Genomic DNA, 17083 nt, shown 5'->3' with positions numbered 1-17083 from the left:
CGCGAAGCTGCAAAACTCAATTATTCACTGGGAAGTCACCGAGAATTAGGGCGAAAAAATCGAATGGGGCTATGACGTTGCGTCATAAATGAAATGAGTATGGCCCGGAAAACCGCACCGGGATATGATCCGCTCACGGGATGGGCACGCCGTTTATGACATGGGTAACTAAATGTTTCAAGATGAAATGGGTAGCCTCATGGCTTTTGTGGCCGTGGCAGAGGAGCGTAGTTTTACGCGGGCGGCAGGCCGACTGGGCACTTCCCAATCGGCGCTGAGCCATAAAATTCGCAGGCTAGAAGCACGCCTGGGAGTTCGTCTTCTCACAAGAACCACTCGCAGCGTTTCACCAACCGCTGCTGGCGAGCGATTACTAGAAACACTGAAGCCTGCACTAGCTGACATCACTGCCCAGCTTGAGAGCTTGACTGATGTGCGGGATAAGCCTGCCGGTTCCATCCGGATTACCACAGCGGATCATGTAGCTGAGACCATTTTATGGCCTGCCCTCAATCGATGGCTGCCCAAATACCCTGACATTGAGGTAGAGATCACCGTCGACAATGGATTCGTGGATATTGTCGCCGAGCGCTTCGACGCAGGTATCCGGCTTGGCGAAAACTTGGACAAGGACATGATCGCTGTTCCGATCGGGCCGATGGAGCGCTGCGTCATCGTCGGCTCGCCTTCGTATCTGGCCAAATACCCCGTGCCTACTCACCCTGATCAGCTCGTCAACCACCTGTGTATCAATCGCCGTTTCCCCAGCTTGAACGGTAAGTCTGCCTGGCACTTTGAAAAGGACGGCCAAGCGACACAGGTTCGGGTGTCGGGTCAGGTAGCTTTCAATCGACCAGAGATGATCTTAGAGGCCGCCGTAGCGGGATACGGGCTGGCATGCCTGCTGGACTCTCAAGTCATTCACCAAGTCGAAGCGGGACGCTTGGTGAGAGTGCTGGACGATTGGTGCCCTGCCTTCCCTGGCTACTACCTGTACTACCCAAGCCGCCGACAAAACACCTCGGCGTTCCAGTTACTCGTCGAAGCTCTGCGGTACTCTAAGTCAGAGTGACATCAAGCGAATGCCCCGACATTCAGGTGCGGTTCCGGCAAAAATTTTAGATGATCAAACAAAGTGATTACGCCCAGCCAAAACCGCGAAGATGACCTGGAGCGCCGCACAAGCCAGCAACAGCGCTAGCGGCACTTCCCATCCGCCAAAAAGATCATGAAGCCAACCGCACATGAATGGGCCTGCTGCGCCGATTGAGTTAGCTAGGCAGGCGTGAGCCGGGCTCTGACGAGCAATGCAAGCAATACGAAACCGCCACCCAGGCAGCCTATGAACGCTAAACCGATATGGTCTATCAACAACCCTCCGGCGACAGAGCCAAGCATGATTCCAACGTTAATTGCACTGACATTGAATGCGCCTACGAGCTGAGCGTTGGCACCGGCCCGGCGTAGCACATCGATCCCTGTCATGAGGCCCGCAGCTGCGTGACAGCAGCCCACTGCTGCGATGACGAAAGGAATCATCCACACCGTGGTGCCGAACAGGGATAAGGCCGTCAACGAAATTGCGAGCACGATAAGCAGGCGTTTAAACATGCCCTCAAGTGGATCTGGTATGTGCCTGGAGACAACAAGGTTACCCACGATGTCGGCTACACCGTATAACGCCAAGACAGGTGTGACGTATGCGAATGGGAAATGGGTGTAACGGACGAGGAAGGTAGCGAGGTAGCTGAACACCGCCATTATCCCCCCGAAAATCAACAAGTAGCTCAGCAGTGCCCGCACAATGTCGGGGCGGCACACCGCCCTGAGTCGCTCTGACAATGTAGATTGGAGCTGAGACCCATCTCTCTCAGGCACGTGAATCCAGCGAATGACCATTGCCAAAGCTAGAGCGCTGAGCACCGCCATCAGCAGCAACGCATCTTCCCAACGCCAGGCATCGCTCACGGCCTTACCCAGAGGAACGCCTACCACCGATGCGATCGAAGCACCGATGAGCACTCGGGAAACTGCAAGACTTTTAGCCTCAGGCTTGGACATGGCCGCAGCGGCCAATGCAGCATTCGTCCAGAACATCGCGACACCTACCCCGCCCAATGCGCGGCCTATCATCAACAAGGCGAAATTGTCAGTAAGCGCGCAGATGGTATTGCCGAGGAACAAAGCGACACAGGCCGTGATCAGTAACAAGCGTAGACTGACTCTGTGCGTGAACGCCGCTATTAACGGCGCACCCACGCCCATGCCCAGTGCAAAGGCCGTGACAAGCCAGCCGGCATTACCCACGGTTATCTGTAGCGCAGACGCGATTTCAGGTAGCAGCCCTGCGACGATGAATTCTGAGGAAAGCATGACAAACGTGGTGAAAGTCAGAGCATAGACTTTGGGGTTAAGCGAGTGAGCCATAAATGTCCAACATCTCTAATGAAAGCGGGTGCGGCTTGAGTGGAACAAGGCTGATCTGTACAGCCTGCAAATTGGGACGGTCTGTGGACTCTGTTTTCAAATGTGCACTTCTACATCCTCATCACTGCTTTGCGTTCGGCTACCCAGGTTCCGTGACTCACTATGCGTAGAAGCTCTAAGGCTTACGGCCAGCTGAAGATCACGGTTTCGCTTACGATTGTTTTTCATATGTGCACCCTACTCGCCTCCACTTCAGCCCCTACACCCCAACCCCCCACGACGGAGACCTGTACGATCCAGTTCGAAACCGGCAGCGAGCTCACCTTACCTGTAGCCCGAACGGCTGACGCGATGAAGCAGGGCTTGATGGGAAAAGACAATCCGGGGCCAGGCGTGATATTCGTGTGGCCTGAGCCCGGTGTCCGAGGCGTATGGATGAAAAACACGCCAGCCCCTCTCTCCGCAGGATGGATCAGTGCAAAGGGTGAGCTTCAGACCATCCTGGAGTTGGAGCCGCAAATTATGGAAAAGCGATCGTCATTCGAACCTGCCATAGCCATCATCGAAGTGCCCAAGGGGACGTTCCAAAAGGTCGGAATCAGGATCGGCGACCAGGTTGCGAAGGCAGACTGCTTGAGCTTTCGCTGAGCAGCCTCCTCCTGGGTATTCTGAGCAGATTCTTTATTTTGGGGTGATACGGATCAATCGGCCCGCAGCATCATCAGTGATCACCCAGAGCGCTCCGTCCGGGCCCTCTTTGGCATCGCGGATTCGCTGATGTTGATCCTGAAGCAGCCGCTCCTCACCAACAACCTTGTCGCCCTGAATGACCAATCGTGCTAGATGTTGACCGGCCAGCGCAGCGACAAACAGGTTATTTTTCCATTCAGGAATTAGCTTGCCGGAATAGAAGGTCATGCCGCCAGGTGCAATCGTGGGATCCCAGTAATAGCGGGGCTGATCTGTTCCTTCGAGCTGCGAGCGACCGCCGTAAATCGCAGTGCCGTCGTAATTGGTTCCGTAGGCTGCCAGTGGCCAGCCGTAGTTATGCCCGCGCTTGATGAGGTTGATCTCATCTCCACCTTGCGGGCCATGCTCCGCATCCCAGAGCTCTCCCGTTTCCGGATGGAAAGCGAGTCCTTGCGGGTTGCGCTGGCCATAACTCCAAATCTCTGGCCGCGTGTGGTTTTCAGCTTTAGGATCGCCAGCGTAGGGGTTACCCGGCGCGGCTTCACCGTCGGTAGTAATTCGCAGGATCTTGCCCAGCCAACTGTAGAGCGATTGAGCCTCATCGCGGTATGGGGAGAAGAATCGCTCCGCGAGGGATACGTAGAGATAGCCCTCTCGGTCAAAAGCTAACCTCGAACCATAGTGTTTTTCTCCAACGATACCCGGCTCAACCCGGATAACCGTTTTAAGTCCGGCAAGATTGTAGCGAGGCGGCTCACCCGCGCGGGTTTCGACTGCCAGTTTGGCTTTGGCGACGACGATCCCATTTTCTTCCCCTCCTCTTGGCTCCACGTAGGTGAAGTACACCATGCCGTTCGTTGAGAATTTGGGATCGGTAATAATGTCCAGTAATCCGGCATCTGCGCCATAAACCACTCGCGGCACACCCTGAACATCACCAACGATCTCTCCCGTTCCAAGATCGACGATCCTCATAGCTCCAGGCTTTTCAGTAATGATCGCGCGATTTTCCCCAATGAACGCTAGCCCCCAAGGATGATTCAGATTTCGGGTCATCACCTTCGTGTCGATAGCAGCCTTTGTGACGACTGCTGGCGCCTGAGTCTGACCTATGAATGCGGGCTGCTGCTTGGGATTGATTGGTGCGTTGCGGGGTAGCGGCTGTCCAGGTTTGATATTCGCATCCGGCGCGCGTGTCCCCTTGGTCGGTATATCTTCCATATCGATGACTTGAGCAAATGCTGTTGCGCTCGACAGGCTAAGCGCGGCCACCATGGCCAAAGCGGTCGTTCTCATAACTGTCTATCCCCAAAAAAGCGGTGTGAGAGATCGGTCGACGATCGTCAACGGCGTACTCTTGAGATTCCAAATCGCGCCGAGACACCGATCAGAAATCGGAGCACCTGGAGGTGTGCGGCGGATTATCGAAATGGACTAGCGCAGTTCTCGGGCGCAGTCATTGAGTCAGATGGCTATTGTCACCCAGATATTCATGAGTGTTTTTCAACGCGCCGTGCGATTGAAATCAACCTGCCAAACCTATCTTAGGATTTGCGCTGGGAGAGTTGCGTAGCCCTTCAGCGCCAGATGGACTCGCCCAACGCCTGAAGATCACTCGGCTCAGGTTGTCTTGTACTGTCTCGATGTGGCCGATGTCGAAAGATTGGCTGGCCACAACCCCAGCAGGGCTCCATCTCTATGGAAAATCCGAAGATGTACGGGGCTTCCCTATCAACGAGGAGCTGCTGAACTTGATGTCCTGCGCAGGCGCCTACCGCATTTGAAACGTAGACGCCGCGCATGTGTAGCCCGTGGGGGCTACACCTGATCCGTAGAAATCGAGCGGGCGTGGCTCACTCGGTAAGCTGCTTTGCTCAGAGCCGCAAATCGACGATTTCGGTGGTCAGCCGACGTATCTCGTCCGCAGCGTGGGAACCCGGGGAGATATCCAGGACTGAATCGAAATAGGTATAGCCCTCCATGAAGGGCTGATCAGTATTGTACTTGTCGATCACGATCTCATGAGCGTTGGTCAGGTGGGTCAGCAAGCGGGTCAATGGCAGAGCTTTGATATCGCCTAGAATACGTTCTCGGAACTTGCTGGAGACAAACCTTTGTTCCTCTAGGCCTTCGGCCAAATCCGGCGATATATCCAGACCTCCACAGTATTCCTCCAGCTCTTGGCTACGTCCCCCGATATCATTACGAGTGACAAGGCCGAAGCACTTCGGTACCCGCCGCCCACGCTTTCTTTCAAGCAATCGGTGATTCAATCTCTGGGCGCTATCCACTGATTGGGGGCAGGAGCTGTCGATGATGATTGCTACAAGGTCTGCATGAGCGCGAATTAGATCTACCTTGAGGTTAAGGTCAAGTAGGATGTAGTCGTAATTTGCTTTCATGTCTTTGAACATCTGGCATGATCCTATCCTTTCCACCATCGACCCAAGCGTTCCACCCATTTCAAATTCAAGCCCGCTACGATCCATGGGGGATCCGTGATCCACGATGTGCCGCAGCCGCTTAGCGAAGGTTTCCTTCTCCGCAACGGAGAAGAACAGATCTGCATAGCCAAAGAAGTCAACGCCTGCGACCAGCGAGCGTGCCTTGAGCTGCGCCCCATTGGAAACACCATCCTCATAGCAGCAATCGTGTGTGATGACAGCCACGGTATTCCCGCGCTCTACTAGGCACGCGGCAATGTCCACTGTGATAGGTGACTTACCCACTCCTCCTTTTAACGATGTAACGCTTAATACGCGCGCTGACCGAGTAGCGTTAAGCATCTGCACGGTAGTTGAGGGCATGGCGATCCCTGAACGGTTATAAAAATTTCGAACGACGCTCTTGCCTGGTTTTCGCGACCCCTGCTCGTAGGATCTCCAGGTTCTCTCGCTTACTCCAGCGCACTCTGCGGCCCTGAATCTGGACATTGAATGTTCGATTCGCGAGTTCATGAGGGCAACGGCAAATGGGGACATAGCAATTCTCCTTATCTGTCGACACAGCCTAAGGTTTTGCAAATGGGGATACTAGATGGCACAGAGTGCCGCTCGATTCTCTGCTTGGAAGGACGAATGGGTAGTGGCTCAATGAACCATGATCCTGAACATCAGTTTTTGCTCACTGGACAGTGACTGATGCAGCCCCGCCACGAATGTTAACGGCTTGCTCACTGGGTCGAGCTTTCTCCACGCTAAAAGTACAGCCGCTGCGAGCGTCGAAATCTTCGGCGGGCAGTTTCGTATCGACCGCTACATCGACTTTACCTCCACGAATTCGACATAGCGGAATTTTTTCCTGGCCGCTTTCACCGCTTCCTGTTCTGCCAAGAGCGTGCTGAGGGTGTCTGCTTCATGGATGAAGTCGAACATTTTGTCTTCAAATTCATTACCGACCCTCAAGAGCACTCGCAGTCTGGGCATGAAAGCTTTCGCTGCCTTCTTCTTTGGCGCGGGCGCGGACGGTTTCACGAACACGACCTCAGGAATGGGCTCAGGGCTCAGGGGGACAGCAACCGGATGTGCGGGCTCAGCGTCGCCAAAAAGCGCCCTGCGCATCTCTTCTTCACTCAGATCAGAAGTCATCGAATTTCTCGGTGAGGGTCATGTAAGAACGCTCCCATTTTACTCGGTTTACTGGCCATAGGTATGAACGCCTGCAAAGGAAAAAGGCTGACCTGCTTCACGACAGAGCTCCAGCAACCTCATAAAGTTTTGGCTGCACTCAACATCTGATCATCCTGTCCTCGACCAGGCCGCCAAGAGAATCTTTAGGATGCGCATGAGCGGACATGGCCTCCTAACGGTCACACTAGCGTGTGATAGGCTCTGTCGCCTGACCATCCGTCATGCCACTTTTAACGAGGCTGGGCCAAGCGCGAGACTAGATTTCAGGAAAGCTTTATGCCGATCAAAAACGCTATAGCCGCAGCCCTCAAAGCGATCCGAAAGGCCCGTGGGCTATCACAGTACAAGCTGGCCGAGGTAAGTAGCCGTACATACGTCTCAAAGCTCGAACGCGGGCAAAGTAGCCCTACTCTGGAGATGATGTCGACGTTGAGCTCGCCGCTAGGCTTGAGTCCACTCGCATTGGTTGCGCTCACGCTGGCAGCCGAATCTGGACAATCCATCAGTTCACTGATCATGCACGCTGAACGTGAGATCGACGAGCTATCTCAAGCCGGCGTACTGAAGGAGCTTAAGATTCCGCCCGGTGAACCCTGGAATGCGGCGCACACTAAAGCTTCAAAGAGCCGCCGGATTGGGAAGGCTCTTCAGCAAACAGAGTTTTGCTTCGCTGAATGATCACTCCCCACTTTCTTTCCAACCTCAGCAATGGCCATAGTGAGTCCATGGATCAGTGAGGTCGTCATACTCGCCCTTCGCAGCAAAAGGGCTTGGACATTCGTCTCGCTATTTGCCGCTATAACACCGCCGGCCTCTCGCACGCCCGCAATACCATGACTCCTTACAGCCTCGCTCCGACGATCTGTTTCGCAAAGGCCACTAGGTTATTCACTCCCCTCACCGACGATCGCTCAAGATGGATACCAGTAATACCCATGCTCCTTGGGCCATGGCAGTCACAGCGCAGTGAATCCCCGATCATCACGACTCGCCGACTATCGAGATCGTGAGAGAACTCAACCCCAAGATCCTGGCAAGCACGGTCATAAATTCGCGGATCGGGTTTGACAGCGCCTACGTCGAAGCTGAAGGTATATCCCTGCAGCGTGGGAAATAGTCGCTTGACTGCGTACCCGTACGGCTGCGCCAAGTTGCTGCACACGCCAACCGGTACGTGATGCTCTCGAAGAATCTCGACGGCGTCTAACGCGTCTTGGAAAGCTTCTATTCCAGTCACCTCCCGTTCGAGTGCTTCTTCAATCTCGGTCAAGCGCTCAGACCTGATCTGGATTCCGAGTTCCTCAGCACAGGCAGGTAAGCCGCCACTGAAGGTCATGATCTGAGTCGCATCGTCAGGTCTAGGCCGGCGGCCGTGTTTCATGCCCTCACGGAGTAATTGCCGGTACGGGTGAACTCCATCCTGGATTTTAAGGATCGTACCGAACGCGTCGAATATGACTACCCTAGAGCTCATGATGTCTCCGTCAATGCGAGAATGCTAATCATACAAGCTGTGATCGATCTCCTGATCGCTACCCCTTTGGCGTTCGACGATCCTGTCTTTGACTCGAATGACTGAGCTCCTGCGTAATGTCGAGGAATACGCTCTCCAGACCTGGGTGCAGTCCCCCGGCGCGTAACCCTTCGATCAGCGATATCAGTTCTCGCCCCTGCTCTGGTGACATCTGGAGATCGCAATAAATTACGTCTTGGTCGCCTCTCAGCGCAGAAATTCCTCGCCGTGGCTCCGCCTGAATGGGCAGTGAGTAATCATGGAGGGCGAGCCCTTGTGGCAGAGCCTGTAGAAAATCTATAGGCGCTTCACGCCGGACTCCCTGACCAAGCAGGACGTAGATGGCATCCTGGGTCTCAAAAATGCCTCGGCCGTCGTAATTCGCAGCCAGGCCAGTCCGGATGGAGTCCCCCTTCTGAAACTGACCGGTGCTGTGAAACTCGACGTAGTGGCTAAATAGCACAATCGGCAGCAGCATCGCTTCCGACGCGCCGGCACTGCCAGCAGCCTCTGACGGGTTGTCAGTCTGATCGCTCTGTCGCGTACCGGGCGACATCGAGTCATCACTCAGCAAGTCCAACACTATCCAAGAGTGAACAGCGCAATGAGGTTTCGATGTTGCCGCCTCAAGCGAGATTAGCGTGGAAGCGTCGGCATAAGATGCTCCCTCCATGCGTTCTCCGTGAAGACTCAACAACTGGTACAGATCAGTCTCTTGCACGAGCCCTCCAAGCACACAATAGTTTTCGCATAATTGACTATCCGGGCAGCAATCTCTGGAAGGTCACCCAGGCAGAAAATCAGTGGACAGTGTCAGGTGAATGCGGATGTATTTGAGGCAGGAGCTGCAATCCAGCGAAGAGATTCCCTGCGGGCTCAACCAACAGGTAGTGGCTACCCGCAAACGTGCGCGCGATCGTGTGGTTACCTTCCTCTATGAGCGCGATGATCCCAGAGGTGCGGATCAACCTACCATCAGCGAACCTACCACTCAGATCCATAAAGACGCGCCCAACCAAACAGGGGTACTGGACTTCCGGCAGCCAGAGAATAGCACTGACAGGTGCCGTAAATTTAATCGACACTGCGGCCAGCACCGCTGGGGGCCATTCAAGCGTCGTTGCCATCGATGTCTCCAACGCTGTGCTCCGAGACGAGTACGTAATGGTCTGCACCGTCCAAGGTTTGGAGCAATTTAAACGTCCCCTTCGTCGTCACGTGCCTTACGGAATGTGTGGCCACGGTCATACCGTCTGGAATCTTTCCCTGCTGACCGAAGTAAGCAGTTGCGGCGTATCGATCACCTACCCTCGCGCCGTTGACGAGAAAGGCGTCCACGAAGACCTCCCAGTCGTACTCCATCGCCTGTCTAACCTCGACTGGCACGTCAGCGGGCATTGCCAACTCGGCTAACGGGGGGGTGAAGGTGTTGATGGGGTATACGTTTGATTTCAAAACACAAGGCTGTTCATTAATCGGTTGGTATCTGGCTGTTCCTGGAGCTCTGCTCATGTGCTTCTGCTCTAGAGTTCAATCTCAAAGGCGTCGTTGAAGCCAGTAACTTCTCCGGGATAGCCACGAGGATTCGACACGACCCGCGATCCAGCCAGCTCAACGTCGACTCTTTCGTGGGTATGGCCAAAAACCCAAAGATCTGCTTTTTTAATGAGCGAGGGCCAGTCATTGGTATAGGCCGCATTGAGATGACCTTGATGCTTTTCGCCAACTACTGCTGGTGTCGGCGCATGATGGGTAACCACAATGGTTTTGCCAGAGTGGGTTTTGGCCAGCTCTTCAGTCAGCCATTGTTTCGCCGTTCGATTCTTTTCGATGATGTCCCAGGGGCGTATGCGCCGATAACTCGCCTCGGTACGGATGTACGTGAAGTCGTTCATCGACTCCCGGGCCATCTTGCTGGCGGCCACTTGATCACCCGTAGAAGTAAAGTCAGTCCATCCAGCTGTGCCAAGGACTCTGACGTCGCCAATGACCAGGGACTGGTTTTCTAAAATGTGCACATGAGGTGCTGCTGCATCGCGCATTTTCTGGAGTGTGCGATCGAGGTGGCCACCGTAAAACTCATGGTTGCCGGCGACATACACGGTGGTGCAATTGAAGGTGTCATTGGCCCACCGGACGCCCCGGGCTTTTTTGTCGATATCCCCGGCGAGGATCACTAGGTCGATGCTCGCGTCCAACGGAGGTGGATCGAAGCGGTGAAACTCGACGTGTAGATCTGAGTAAATTCGGATTTTCATAATGTAGGCGCAAGCAATATTGAGGCAATTTGAAGGCGTGAGGTACGACCGGTTGACGTGTTGGCCAGGGCTGGGCAAGGGATTCCGTAGCGGCGCTTTTTGACTCCCGGTAGATCCACCGCCGAACGGTTTAGGCCTATATTGGATGGCGCGACCTGCCAGTTTGGTCAGTGAGCAGCTTGGCCGACTCGCCCAATCGCTGTGCTGAACCGTCCGGCCGGACTGCATTAACCGTCCGCCAATCGCCCATTGGCTGCCATGGCAGAAATTCGCGCATGAGTCCGAACCCAAAGCGAGTTACATCAATGCAAATATATACGGTAGAGTGTAACTACGCAACGTGGCCTGATCCTGCCTTTTGAGGACGGGACATGTCGCTGAAGGTGCCCCTTGCTGCAGTACTCCGAGCTTTGCGGGCCGCTAAGCGTTTGCCCCAGGAAGCACTGCCTGACGAAGGGAGTGCTAGGCAGTACATCAGCGATCTTGAGCACGGCAAATCAAGCGTCACGCTCGACAAACTTGAAAAGCTTTCTGGCTCGCTGGGGCTAAGCCCCGCTACGGTAGTCGCAGCGACCATGGTCATAAAGGATGGCGGGAGTATTGAAGCGATCCTCGCTCGTCTCTCTGAAGAGCTCAACGCCATTCAGGCGTCAGGACAACTGACGCAGGCCCTCGCCCAGGTGGTCGATGGAAAGTTGGTCGACCGCCCCAGAGGCACAACCGTAAATGCCGACCTGCTCGCCAAGGTGCTCGCGTGCAAAGCCCAGGGTATGACCCAAGCTGAAACGGCTACGGAACTGCAGGTGAACAAGGTAACTGTCCACAGATACTGGAAGCTGGGCTAGGCGAGTCGCCACGTGCGCAAATACGACGCCTAATACTGGCCCGCATCAGCCGCCGAGTGGTCACCCTCGGCAACTACAGGTCTTGTGTACCGGGCAGACATTGCATCCGCCCGGCACAGTGCCGGCTTAAATCTCTACGACGATTTTGCCCACCTGGCTGTTAGATTCCATGTAACGATGCGCCTCGACGATCTCGTCGAATTTGAACACCTAGCGTGCACCAGCGGGGTTCACTGCGCTGTTGGCCAGTCGGTGTAACCCTTGGCACCACCACCATAATAGGACTCGCGAGGCGCGATCGTCAGCTCGTGCCCTTGACGCAACCGCTCGACCAGATCCGGGTTGGAGATAAACAAACGCCCAAACGCGACCGCATCGATCTTTCGTTCAGCGCGGCGCTGCACGGCCATTTCCAGATCGTAGTTGTTGTTGCCAATGAAGGGGCCTGTAAACCGGCCGCTGAGAGCATCCATGTCCACCCCCTCAGGCACGTTCCGTGAAGTGGCAGTGGCCCCCTCAACGAAGTGAAGGTAAGCCAGATTGAGCGAATTCAGTTGCTCAATCAGATAGCCGTAGAGATCCATGACTTGGCTGTCAGGCGGAGTGTTACCGGCATCAGGTGTCACAGGAGACAGCCTGATACCTACCCTGTCACTCCCCCAGATCTTAACGACCTCTTCGGTGACCTGGAGCGTCAGCCGGCACCGATTCTCTATCGAGCCACCATACGCGTCTGTGCGCTTGTTGGTCGAATCACGCAAGAACTGATCCAGCAGATAGCTGTTCGCCGAGTGCACTTCCACGCCATCAAACCCAGCTCGCTTCGCATTCTCAGCCGCCAGGACGTACTGCTTGATAATGCCCGGGATTTCGCTGGTTTCCAGGGCACGAGGCATGGACACAGGCACGAAGCCGTCAACGGTATAGGTGTTGCCTTCTGCTTTCACTGCTGAAGGAGCGACTGGCGCCTGACCATCAGGCTGCAGCTCTACGCTGGAGAACCTCCCGACGTGCCAAAGCTGCAGGACAATCTTCCCGCCCTTCTCGTGCACAGCATCAGTCACCAATTTCCAGCCGGCCACCTGCTCGTCGCTCCAGATGCCGGGTGTAGCGGCATAACCACGTCCTTGAGGTGAAATGTTGGTTGCCTCAGCGATGATCAACCCTGCACTTGCTCGCTGAGCGTAATACCGGGCATGCAGCTCATTGGGGATACCCTCCTCGCAATAGCGGCTGCGCGTGACCGGTGCCATTACGATCCGATTCGAGGCGTTGATAGCGCCGAATGAAACGGGTGAGAAAAGATCAGTGTGAGTGCTGTTATGCATAGAGATCTCCTAGTAGTCGACCAGTCGTCTAGTAAATAGGCAAATTTTTTAGCGCACGAGTGTTTGGGTAGCTTGAACAGCGGCATCAAAGGCTTTAGTGGACATCTGCAGCTTTGCTTGCAAAGAGGCGCCAAGCCAGAGCTGGTACAAGGCCTGGGCTAGCATTGAGGAATCGCATGCCGTTTGGATGCTCTTGTCTTCCATGCCGCGTTCAATGCATCGTGCGATCAAGCTGACGATTCGGACAGTGCCTCGGTCAAGAACCAAGCGCATGGCCTCAGAGAGATCGCAAACCTCTGGGCCCAATTTCACGACAAGGCATTTTTGCTGAGGGATGTCTGCGCCCTGCGTCTCTATCCAGTGGGCGAAGTATGCAGCTAGGCAGTCTGAGGCCTTTGCCTGCCCTTCAAGAATGGGGGTAACGCGTGCAAGGTACTCACCGAAATACTCTTCCAGCAGCGCAGCTCCAAACTCCTCCTTCGACTTGAAGTAGTAGTAAAACGAGCCCTTCGGCACGCCTGCATTGCTCAGCACCTCAGCCAAGCCCACTGCTGTGTAGCCCTTGGCGGTCATCAACGCCCGGGCTACTTCGAGAATGTGCTGGCGCATTTCAGTCGATGGTTTGTTCATGCGGGCCATGCTAACTACAAGCTGACCAGTCGTCTAGCAGTTTGTAGACAGTCGTCTACAAAGCGGTTACAGACCGTAGCATTCCAATGTGGCTCTCGGCGCGGCCAGCTTGGGATAGATGGTTGATAGCCAGTCGATCGGCGCGTTCGGATCGAAATTTTGTTCCATGCTCCGCAATTGCTTGAGGTGCGGAAAGTCCCTTGTTGCCGCACCTAGCGCCGCCGATGCCTCAGTGATGTCGCCAGAAAGACGGTATCGCTCAGCCAGCGCTAACGCCATGCAGGCTTCCACGTTGGGCGGTACCTTGATTCCGGCGTTTGTATGCCGTTTTTTGTAGTACTGATCGAACTGCTCCTGGTGCTCTGAAGGAGTCCACCCCGTATCACTTCCCATCAAGGCCTGGGCAATCAGCGAGTGGATACCTGGTTGATTCAGTAGGTCGACCTCCGGCTTTGTGAACTCCCGTCGGTTGGGCGCAGTTTGAAGAAAATAGTTAGCCAAATAGGCAAATGCCAAAAACGACACCCTCATGGGCGCGGACATCTGAGCCTGCAGTCTGGATCCTTTGTCTATGACAGGCGTTGGATGGCGAAGCTTGCGGTTGGGAAATTCGACCAAGCATTGATCAAGGAGGTGTACGAGCCCTTCCAGATACTGTCGGGGAGTCTGGGCGTTCAGACCCTGGGGATCGTAAAGCCAGGCCGAAGGATCAAGCTTGATCCTCAGCAGGTGCGGGTTATCCCACTCGTAGTGATATGGCTCATGCTCCACCTTGTCCGCCTTGCGCACGTACTCGATGATCACCGCCCGTACGAGTCGAAACAACCCTTGGAAAGTGAAAGTCAGCTTGTCAGCATCTTCATAGGTTTCGCCGTGGCTTGTGAAATGAAGAAACTCTTTGGTTAGCGGCTTGAGGGTGTGGACGTAGTTGGAGCGCACGCCATACAGATTTTGCAGAGCCGACTCCAGGTCGCGCCGGCCAATCGGATGCTTTTGAGCATCGGCCTGAGCAGTGAAGTAGTCCGCTGGCAGGTGCGCCAAGATGAACTGCACAAAGCGATGGCCCAAGCGCGGATAAATGACGTCCAGAACCGCATCCTTCACCGCCTGCGCAGGCTCGTCATCGATACCCGCCAGCGCCTTGTCCACTCCGCGCCGTTTGTCTTCAGGAACGTCGGGCCATTTAGGCTCATGCCCATCAAATTTCTGCACCAGAGATTCGATACACATGACCAGGAGCGTGTAGGCCAGATTGAGGTCGTCACTCATCCTATGGACGGCGGCAACATAGGTTCTGATCGACTGAATGACGGCGAGATAAGTCTCGCGCCTCAGCCCGATCAACTGCTCAGTGAAGTCTTCAAACGCCTTCATTTCTAGAAGGGTGGCGCGCACTGAAGGGTCGTAATACCGCATCAAGCGCTCACGCGGGTGCGATTCACCAGGCCGGCGTTTCTGATTCAGCAATCGCTCGACAATGTGGACATCGGGGGAGCAAATGACCTGTAAGCTGAACGAGGCAACGTCGGCAAAGTCATCGATGTAGGCACCCATCGTCCTGGAGTGAAGAATGCCAGGAGCTGGATCGGCAGCTTCCATGTATTCAGTCATCTCATACCCAAGCGCTGTCGGGGTATGCGAGGTGTCCATGCTGCTCAACCTACCCACCTTGGTGGTGATCTGGTCTACGACTGCGAGATCGAGGTTGGTGTAGACGACACCCTTGAGAAGGGTTGAACGTGGATTTTCACGGTTCGTGAACAGTTTTCCTGTCGCAGCTTGCAGCATGGGCACTCCCTGTCTGATGAATTCCTGTGTTCGAACGGTGCATCGCGACGCGCCGGGGACGTAACGGCCTTCCATGGTAGCCGAGGCCACCGGTGAGTTTTAAAAATTTCCTGGCAGCGCCGCCATCTGGGCCCACGCCTAGCATTCATCACCAAGCATGCTCTTCAGAAAATCATGGGTTGTGTGGAACTTGACGGCGACTGGGCTGGTGAAGTCGTTGATCGCAGCGTAAGAGGTGGCTTTGTCGCGGATGAATTTCAGCGCAAGAATGTCGTTAGGAAACTCGGGGGCATCCCATTTCGAATAAGGTTTGTCTACCTCCCCCATCCTAGCCAAGTCATACCACGCTCGCAGCTTGATCAATGGGTTCAGAAGTAGAACCCCGTCGTCCCGACGCCGCCACGCGTTCTCGCGGGCAAACGCATCAATAATTCCTGGATTCGCAGCGTCATAAGCTTCCCAGGCTGAAGGGAGAATTGTGATCCCGATCCATTTTTCCTTCTGCTCCGCCTGGTAGGCTTCGATCAGAGCTTTACCGAAATAGACCTGATGTCGGCCAGAAGAGTCGAGTTCGACCTCGAACTCACCGAATGAAATCGCGCCTCTAGCGGGAATACCAGCAGCTAGCAAGGCGGACAAGACCATTCCGCCAATGGCATAGATATCCAGGAACGCCCAGTCACCATACCCTTTTGGGTCTTGGTAGAACACAAACGTGTCAGAGAAATAGATGGTTTTAAATAAGGCATTGAGTTCTTCCCATCGCCCAAAAGCCTGAAGAGAATTATCGACGACGGCGTAAACTTCTTTGACGGATTTTGTTTCTACAAGCTCGCTGAAACCCAGGATATCAAGAAAAAGCAAATAGCGCCCTTGGCTCAAAATAAAACTCCATTTTTATGCTAAGAAAGTCACAAACGAAAGCTAAGAAACACACCAGTTGCACGTGCCTTGCACAGATTTAGCTTTTATGTCTTCGGCCTGCCCTACAGAAAAAAATTGAGCGCATGACGCAGACCAAGTAATCTCCTAATGCCAGCGGCGAGAAAGCCAGATCATCGACTCCTTTTCAAAGTGCCCCTGCTACGAGCCTGAACGCGTAGCCCTAAACTCATTTAGTATTCTTGCGCCGTTTGGGTGTCGCTTTGCTTTTTTGTTCAGTGACTGCTGGGAGTCTTGCTGCGCGACCTGGATCAAGCAATGTCATTATGTCGATTGGCTTAAAGTCATAATCGTTCGCAAGGGCGTCGAGTTCCGCAAGAAAGCGGGCCGCCTTCACTACTTCTGGATCTCGAAGAAGAGGAATTATCGCCTCGTACTCCAAAGTGATTCTATTGCTCAATTCGAAGAACTCTTGAACACTAGTCATTGGTTTTCTCCTCACTGGCAGGCTCATCACTATCTGCCTCCACCACCAGGGCCGGCACTGGTGAATCGATGACTGACTTAGGGGGTAAGCCCACAGTGAGCATGGCATCACTGTCGAGCACGGACTCCCTCTTAACGCAGGGAGTACCATTACCGCCATTCGGCTGCAGCCGGTCGATCAAGTCCAGCAAGCCTGAGGTCGTGCGCGTCTTCATGCATAAAGGGCCGTCAGGTGCTTCAGCTCCTCTACTCCCAGCTACGGTAACGTTTGCACTGCCAGCGGAGCTTTTGTACCTGGACTCAAGAAGATCAAATACCTGAGCGAACGTGTAGCCATGCTCCTTGGCTAGCGCCTCCAGCCGAAGGTAAAACTCGACGTCGAGTTTGTAATCAACCTCTTCCTGTTGCTTCTCTAGCCCGCGCAAGGCCAATTCAAGCTCGTGCTGCTTGCGTCTAAACTCAACGAGCGTGTGTGTTCTGACCATGCATGGCTCCGGCTATCTGGTACTCCTACCCCTGGGCGACTCATGAGGTTCCTGTCTTATTATAGTGAGGTTAAGAGCTAAGCAACACCCTTGCAAGGGCGCCGTTCTAATTGGAATTAATG

19 protein-coding genes are annotated in these 17083 nt (G+C 54.5%); 4 read left to right on the top strand and 15 right to left on the bottom strand.

Going from position 1 to position 17083, the window contains the following annotated elements:
* The first annotated feature begins 172 nt into the window (after positions 1-172).
* Positions 173-1072: a LysR family transcriptional regulator gene (locus RYB66_RS13440; RefSeq protein ID WP_003435167.1), complete on the top strand. Its 900-nt coding sequence runs from the start codon at positions 173-175 to the stop codon at positions 1070-1072.
* 203 nt (positions 1073-1275) lie between these two features.
* Here RYB66_RS13440 and RYB66_RS13435 read toward each other — a convergent pair whose 3' ends face one another.
* Positions 1276-2427 carry an MFS transporter gene (locus tag RYB66_RS13435; RefSeq protein ID WP_003435165.1) on the bottom strand — a complete coding sequence of 384 codons (1152 nt, stop codon included), beginning with the start codon at positions 2425-2427 and terminating at the stop codon, positions 1276-1278.
* 366 nt (positions 2428-2793) lie between these two features.
* Between RYB66_RS13435 and RYB66_RS26620 the strand changes: the two genes are divergently transcribed.
* Positions 2794-3075, top strand: coding sequence for a DUF192 domain-containing protein (locus RYB66_RS26620; protein WP_230081973.1), 282 nt, complete (start codon positions 2794-2796; stop codon positions 3073-3075).
* A gap of 33 nt (positions 3076-3108) precedes the next feature.
* On the opposite strand, the gene RYB66_RS13425 is transcribed toward RYB66_RS26620, so the two are convergent.
* From RYB66_RS13425 to RYB66_RS13415, 3 genes are all read right to left on the bottom strand, one after another.
* Positions 3109-4413 carry a PQQ-dependent sugar dehydrogenase gene (locus tag RYB66_RS13425; RefSeq protein WP_005777246.1) on the bottom strand — a complete coding sequence of 435 codons (1305 nt, stop codon included), beginning with the start codon at positions 4411-4413 and terminating at the stop codon, positions 3109-3111.
* A 578-nt stretch (positions 4414-4991) separates the two neighbouring features.
* The gene (locus RYB66_RS13420; protein ID WP_223272544.1) at positions 4992-5903 is read right to left on the bottom strand and encodes an AAA family ATPase; all 912 of its coding nucleotides are present in this window, start codon (positions 5901-5903) and stop codon (positions 4992-4994) included.
* Between the two features lie 468 nt (positions 5904-6371).
* Positions 6372-6704, bottom strand: coding sequence for a hypothetical protein (locus tag RYB66_RS13415; RefSeq protein WP_003433848.1), 333 nt, complete (start codon positions 6702-6704; stop codon positions 6372-6374).
* 318 nt (positions 6705-7022) lie between these two features.
* Here RYB66_RS13415 and RYB66_RS13410 point away from each other — a divergent pair, with 318 nt between their 5' ends.
* Positions 7023-7424, top strand: a complete 402-nt coding sequence (locus tag RYB66_RS13410; RefSeq protein WP_003433850.1) for a helix-turn-helix domain-containing protein — start codon at positions 7023-7025, stop codon at positions 7422-7424.
* Between the two features lie 163 nt (positions 7425-7587).
* Here the strand turns inward: RYB66_RS13410 and RYB66_RS13405 are convergent, their stop codons facing one another.
* The 4 genes from RYB66_RS13405 to RYB66_RS13390 all read right to left on the bottom strand — a co-directional run bounded on the left by RYB66_RS13405 (position 7588) and on the right by RYB66_RS13390 (position 10517).
* Complete coding sequence (locus tag RYB66_RS13405; protein WP_003433852.1) at positions 7588-8220, bottom strand: HAD family hydrolase; 633 nt, start codon at positions 8218-8220, stop codon at positions 7588-7590.
* A gap of 58 nt (positions 8221-8278) precedes the next feature.
* A complete protein-coding gene (locus RYB66_RS13400) occupies positions 8279-8980 on the bottom strand; it encodes a DUF6957 family protein (protein WP_223272535.1) in 702 nt (233 codons plus the stop codon).
* A gap of 389 nt (positions 8981-9369) precedes the next feature.
* Entirely contained in the window at positions 9370-9771 is a 402-nt protein-coding gene (locus RYB66_RS13395) for a hypothetical protein (protein WP_316894594.1), read from the bottom strand.
* A gap of 11 nt (positions 9772-9782) precedes the next feature.
* Positions 9783-10517 (bottom strand): metallophosphoesterase, encoded by a 735-nt coding sequence (locus tag RYB66_RS13390; protein WP_054080914.1) that lies wholly within the window; start codon positions 10515-10517, stop codon positions 9783-9785.
* 371 nt (positions 10518-10888) lie between these two features.
* On the opposite strand from RYB66_RS13390, the gene RYB66_RS13385 reads away from it, so the two are divergent.
* Complete coding sequence (locus RYB66_RS13385) at positions 10889-11362, top strand: helix-turn-helix domain-containing protein (RefSeq protein WP_003433861.1); 474 nt, start codon at positions 10889-10891, stop codon at positions 11360-11362.
* A gap of 126 nt (positions 11363-11488) precedes the next feature.
* On the opposite strand, the gene RYB66_RS13380 is transcribed toward RYB66_RS13385, so the two are convergent.
* The 7 genes from RYB66_RS13380 to RYB66_RS13350 all read right to left on the bottom strand — a co-directional run bounded on the left by RYB66_RS13380 (position 11489) and on the right by RYB66_RS13350 (position 16961).
* Positions 11489-11572: a zinc-binding dehydrogenase gene (locus RYB66_RS13380; RefSeq protein ID WP_003433863.1), complete on the bottom strand. Its 84-nt coding sequence runs from the start codon at positions 11570-11572 to the stop codon at positions 11489-11491.
* A gap of 20 nt (positions 11573-11592) precedes the next feature.
* Positions 11593-12690: an alkene reductase gene (locus RYB66_RS13375; protein WP_316894592.1), complete on the bottom strand. Its 1098-nt coding sequence runs from the start codon at positions 12688-12690 to the stop codon at positions 11593-11595.
* 48 nt (positions 12691-12738) lie between these two features.
* Positions 12739-13320 (bottom strand): TetR/AcrR family transcriptional regulator, encoded by a 582-nt coding sequence (locus tag RYB66_RS13370; RefSeq protein WP_316894590.1) that lies wholly within the window; start codon positions 13318-13320, stop codon positions 12739-12741.
* A gap of 66 nt (positions 13321-13386) precedes the next feature.
* Positions 13387-15108 (bottom strand): hypothetical protein, encoded by a 1722-nt coding sequence (locus RYB66_RS13365; RefSeq protein WP_010196816.1) that lies wholly within the window; start codon positions 15106-15108, stop codon positions 13387-13389.
* Between the two features lie 138 nt (positions 15109-15246).
* On the bottom strand, positions 15247-15990 hold the full coding sequence (locus RYB66_RS13360) for a hypothetical protein (RefSeq protein ID WP_316894588.1): 744 nt from the start codon (positions 15988-15990) through the stop codon (positions 15247-15249).
* Positions 15991-16219: 229 nt separating this feature from the next.
* Positions 16220-16477, bottom strand: a complete 258-nt coding sequence (locus RYB66_RS13355) for a hypothetical protein (protein ID WP_005777266.1) — start codon at positions 16475-16477, stop codon at positions 16220-16222.
* Positions 16470-16961 (bottom strand): hypothetical protein, encoded by a 492-nt coding sequence (locus RYB66_RS13350; RefSeq protein ID WP_005777268.1) that lies wholly within the window; start codon positions 16959-16961, stop codon positions 16470-16472. The genes RYB66_RS13355 and RYB66_RS13350 overlap by 8 nt, the downstream gene beginning before the upstream one ends.
* Between the last annotated feature and the right edge of the window lie 122 nt (positions 16962-17083).

It is taken from the genome of Pseudomonas syringae group sp. 243L2 (genome assembly GCF_032587875.1).
Lineage (GTDB): Bacteria > Pseudomonadota > Gammaproteobacteria > Pseudomonadales > Pseudomonadaceae > Aquipseudomonas > Aquipseudomonas amygdali.
Note: the sequence above shows the minus strand (reverse complement) of the source record. Positions and strands in the feature narration are given on the sequence as shown.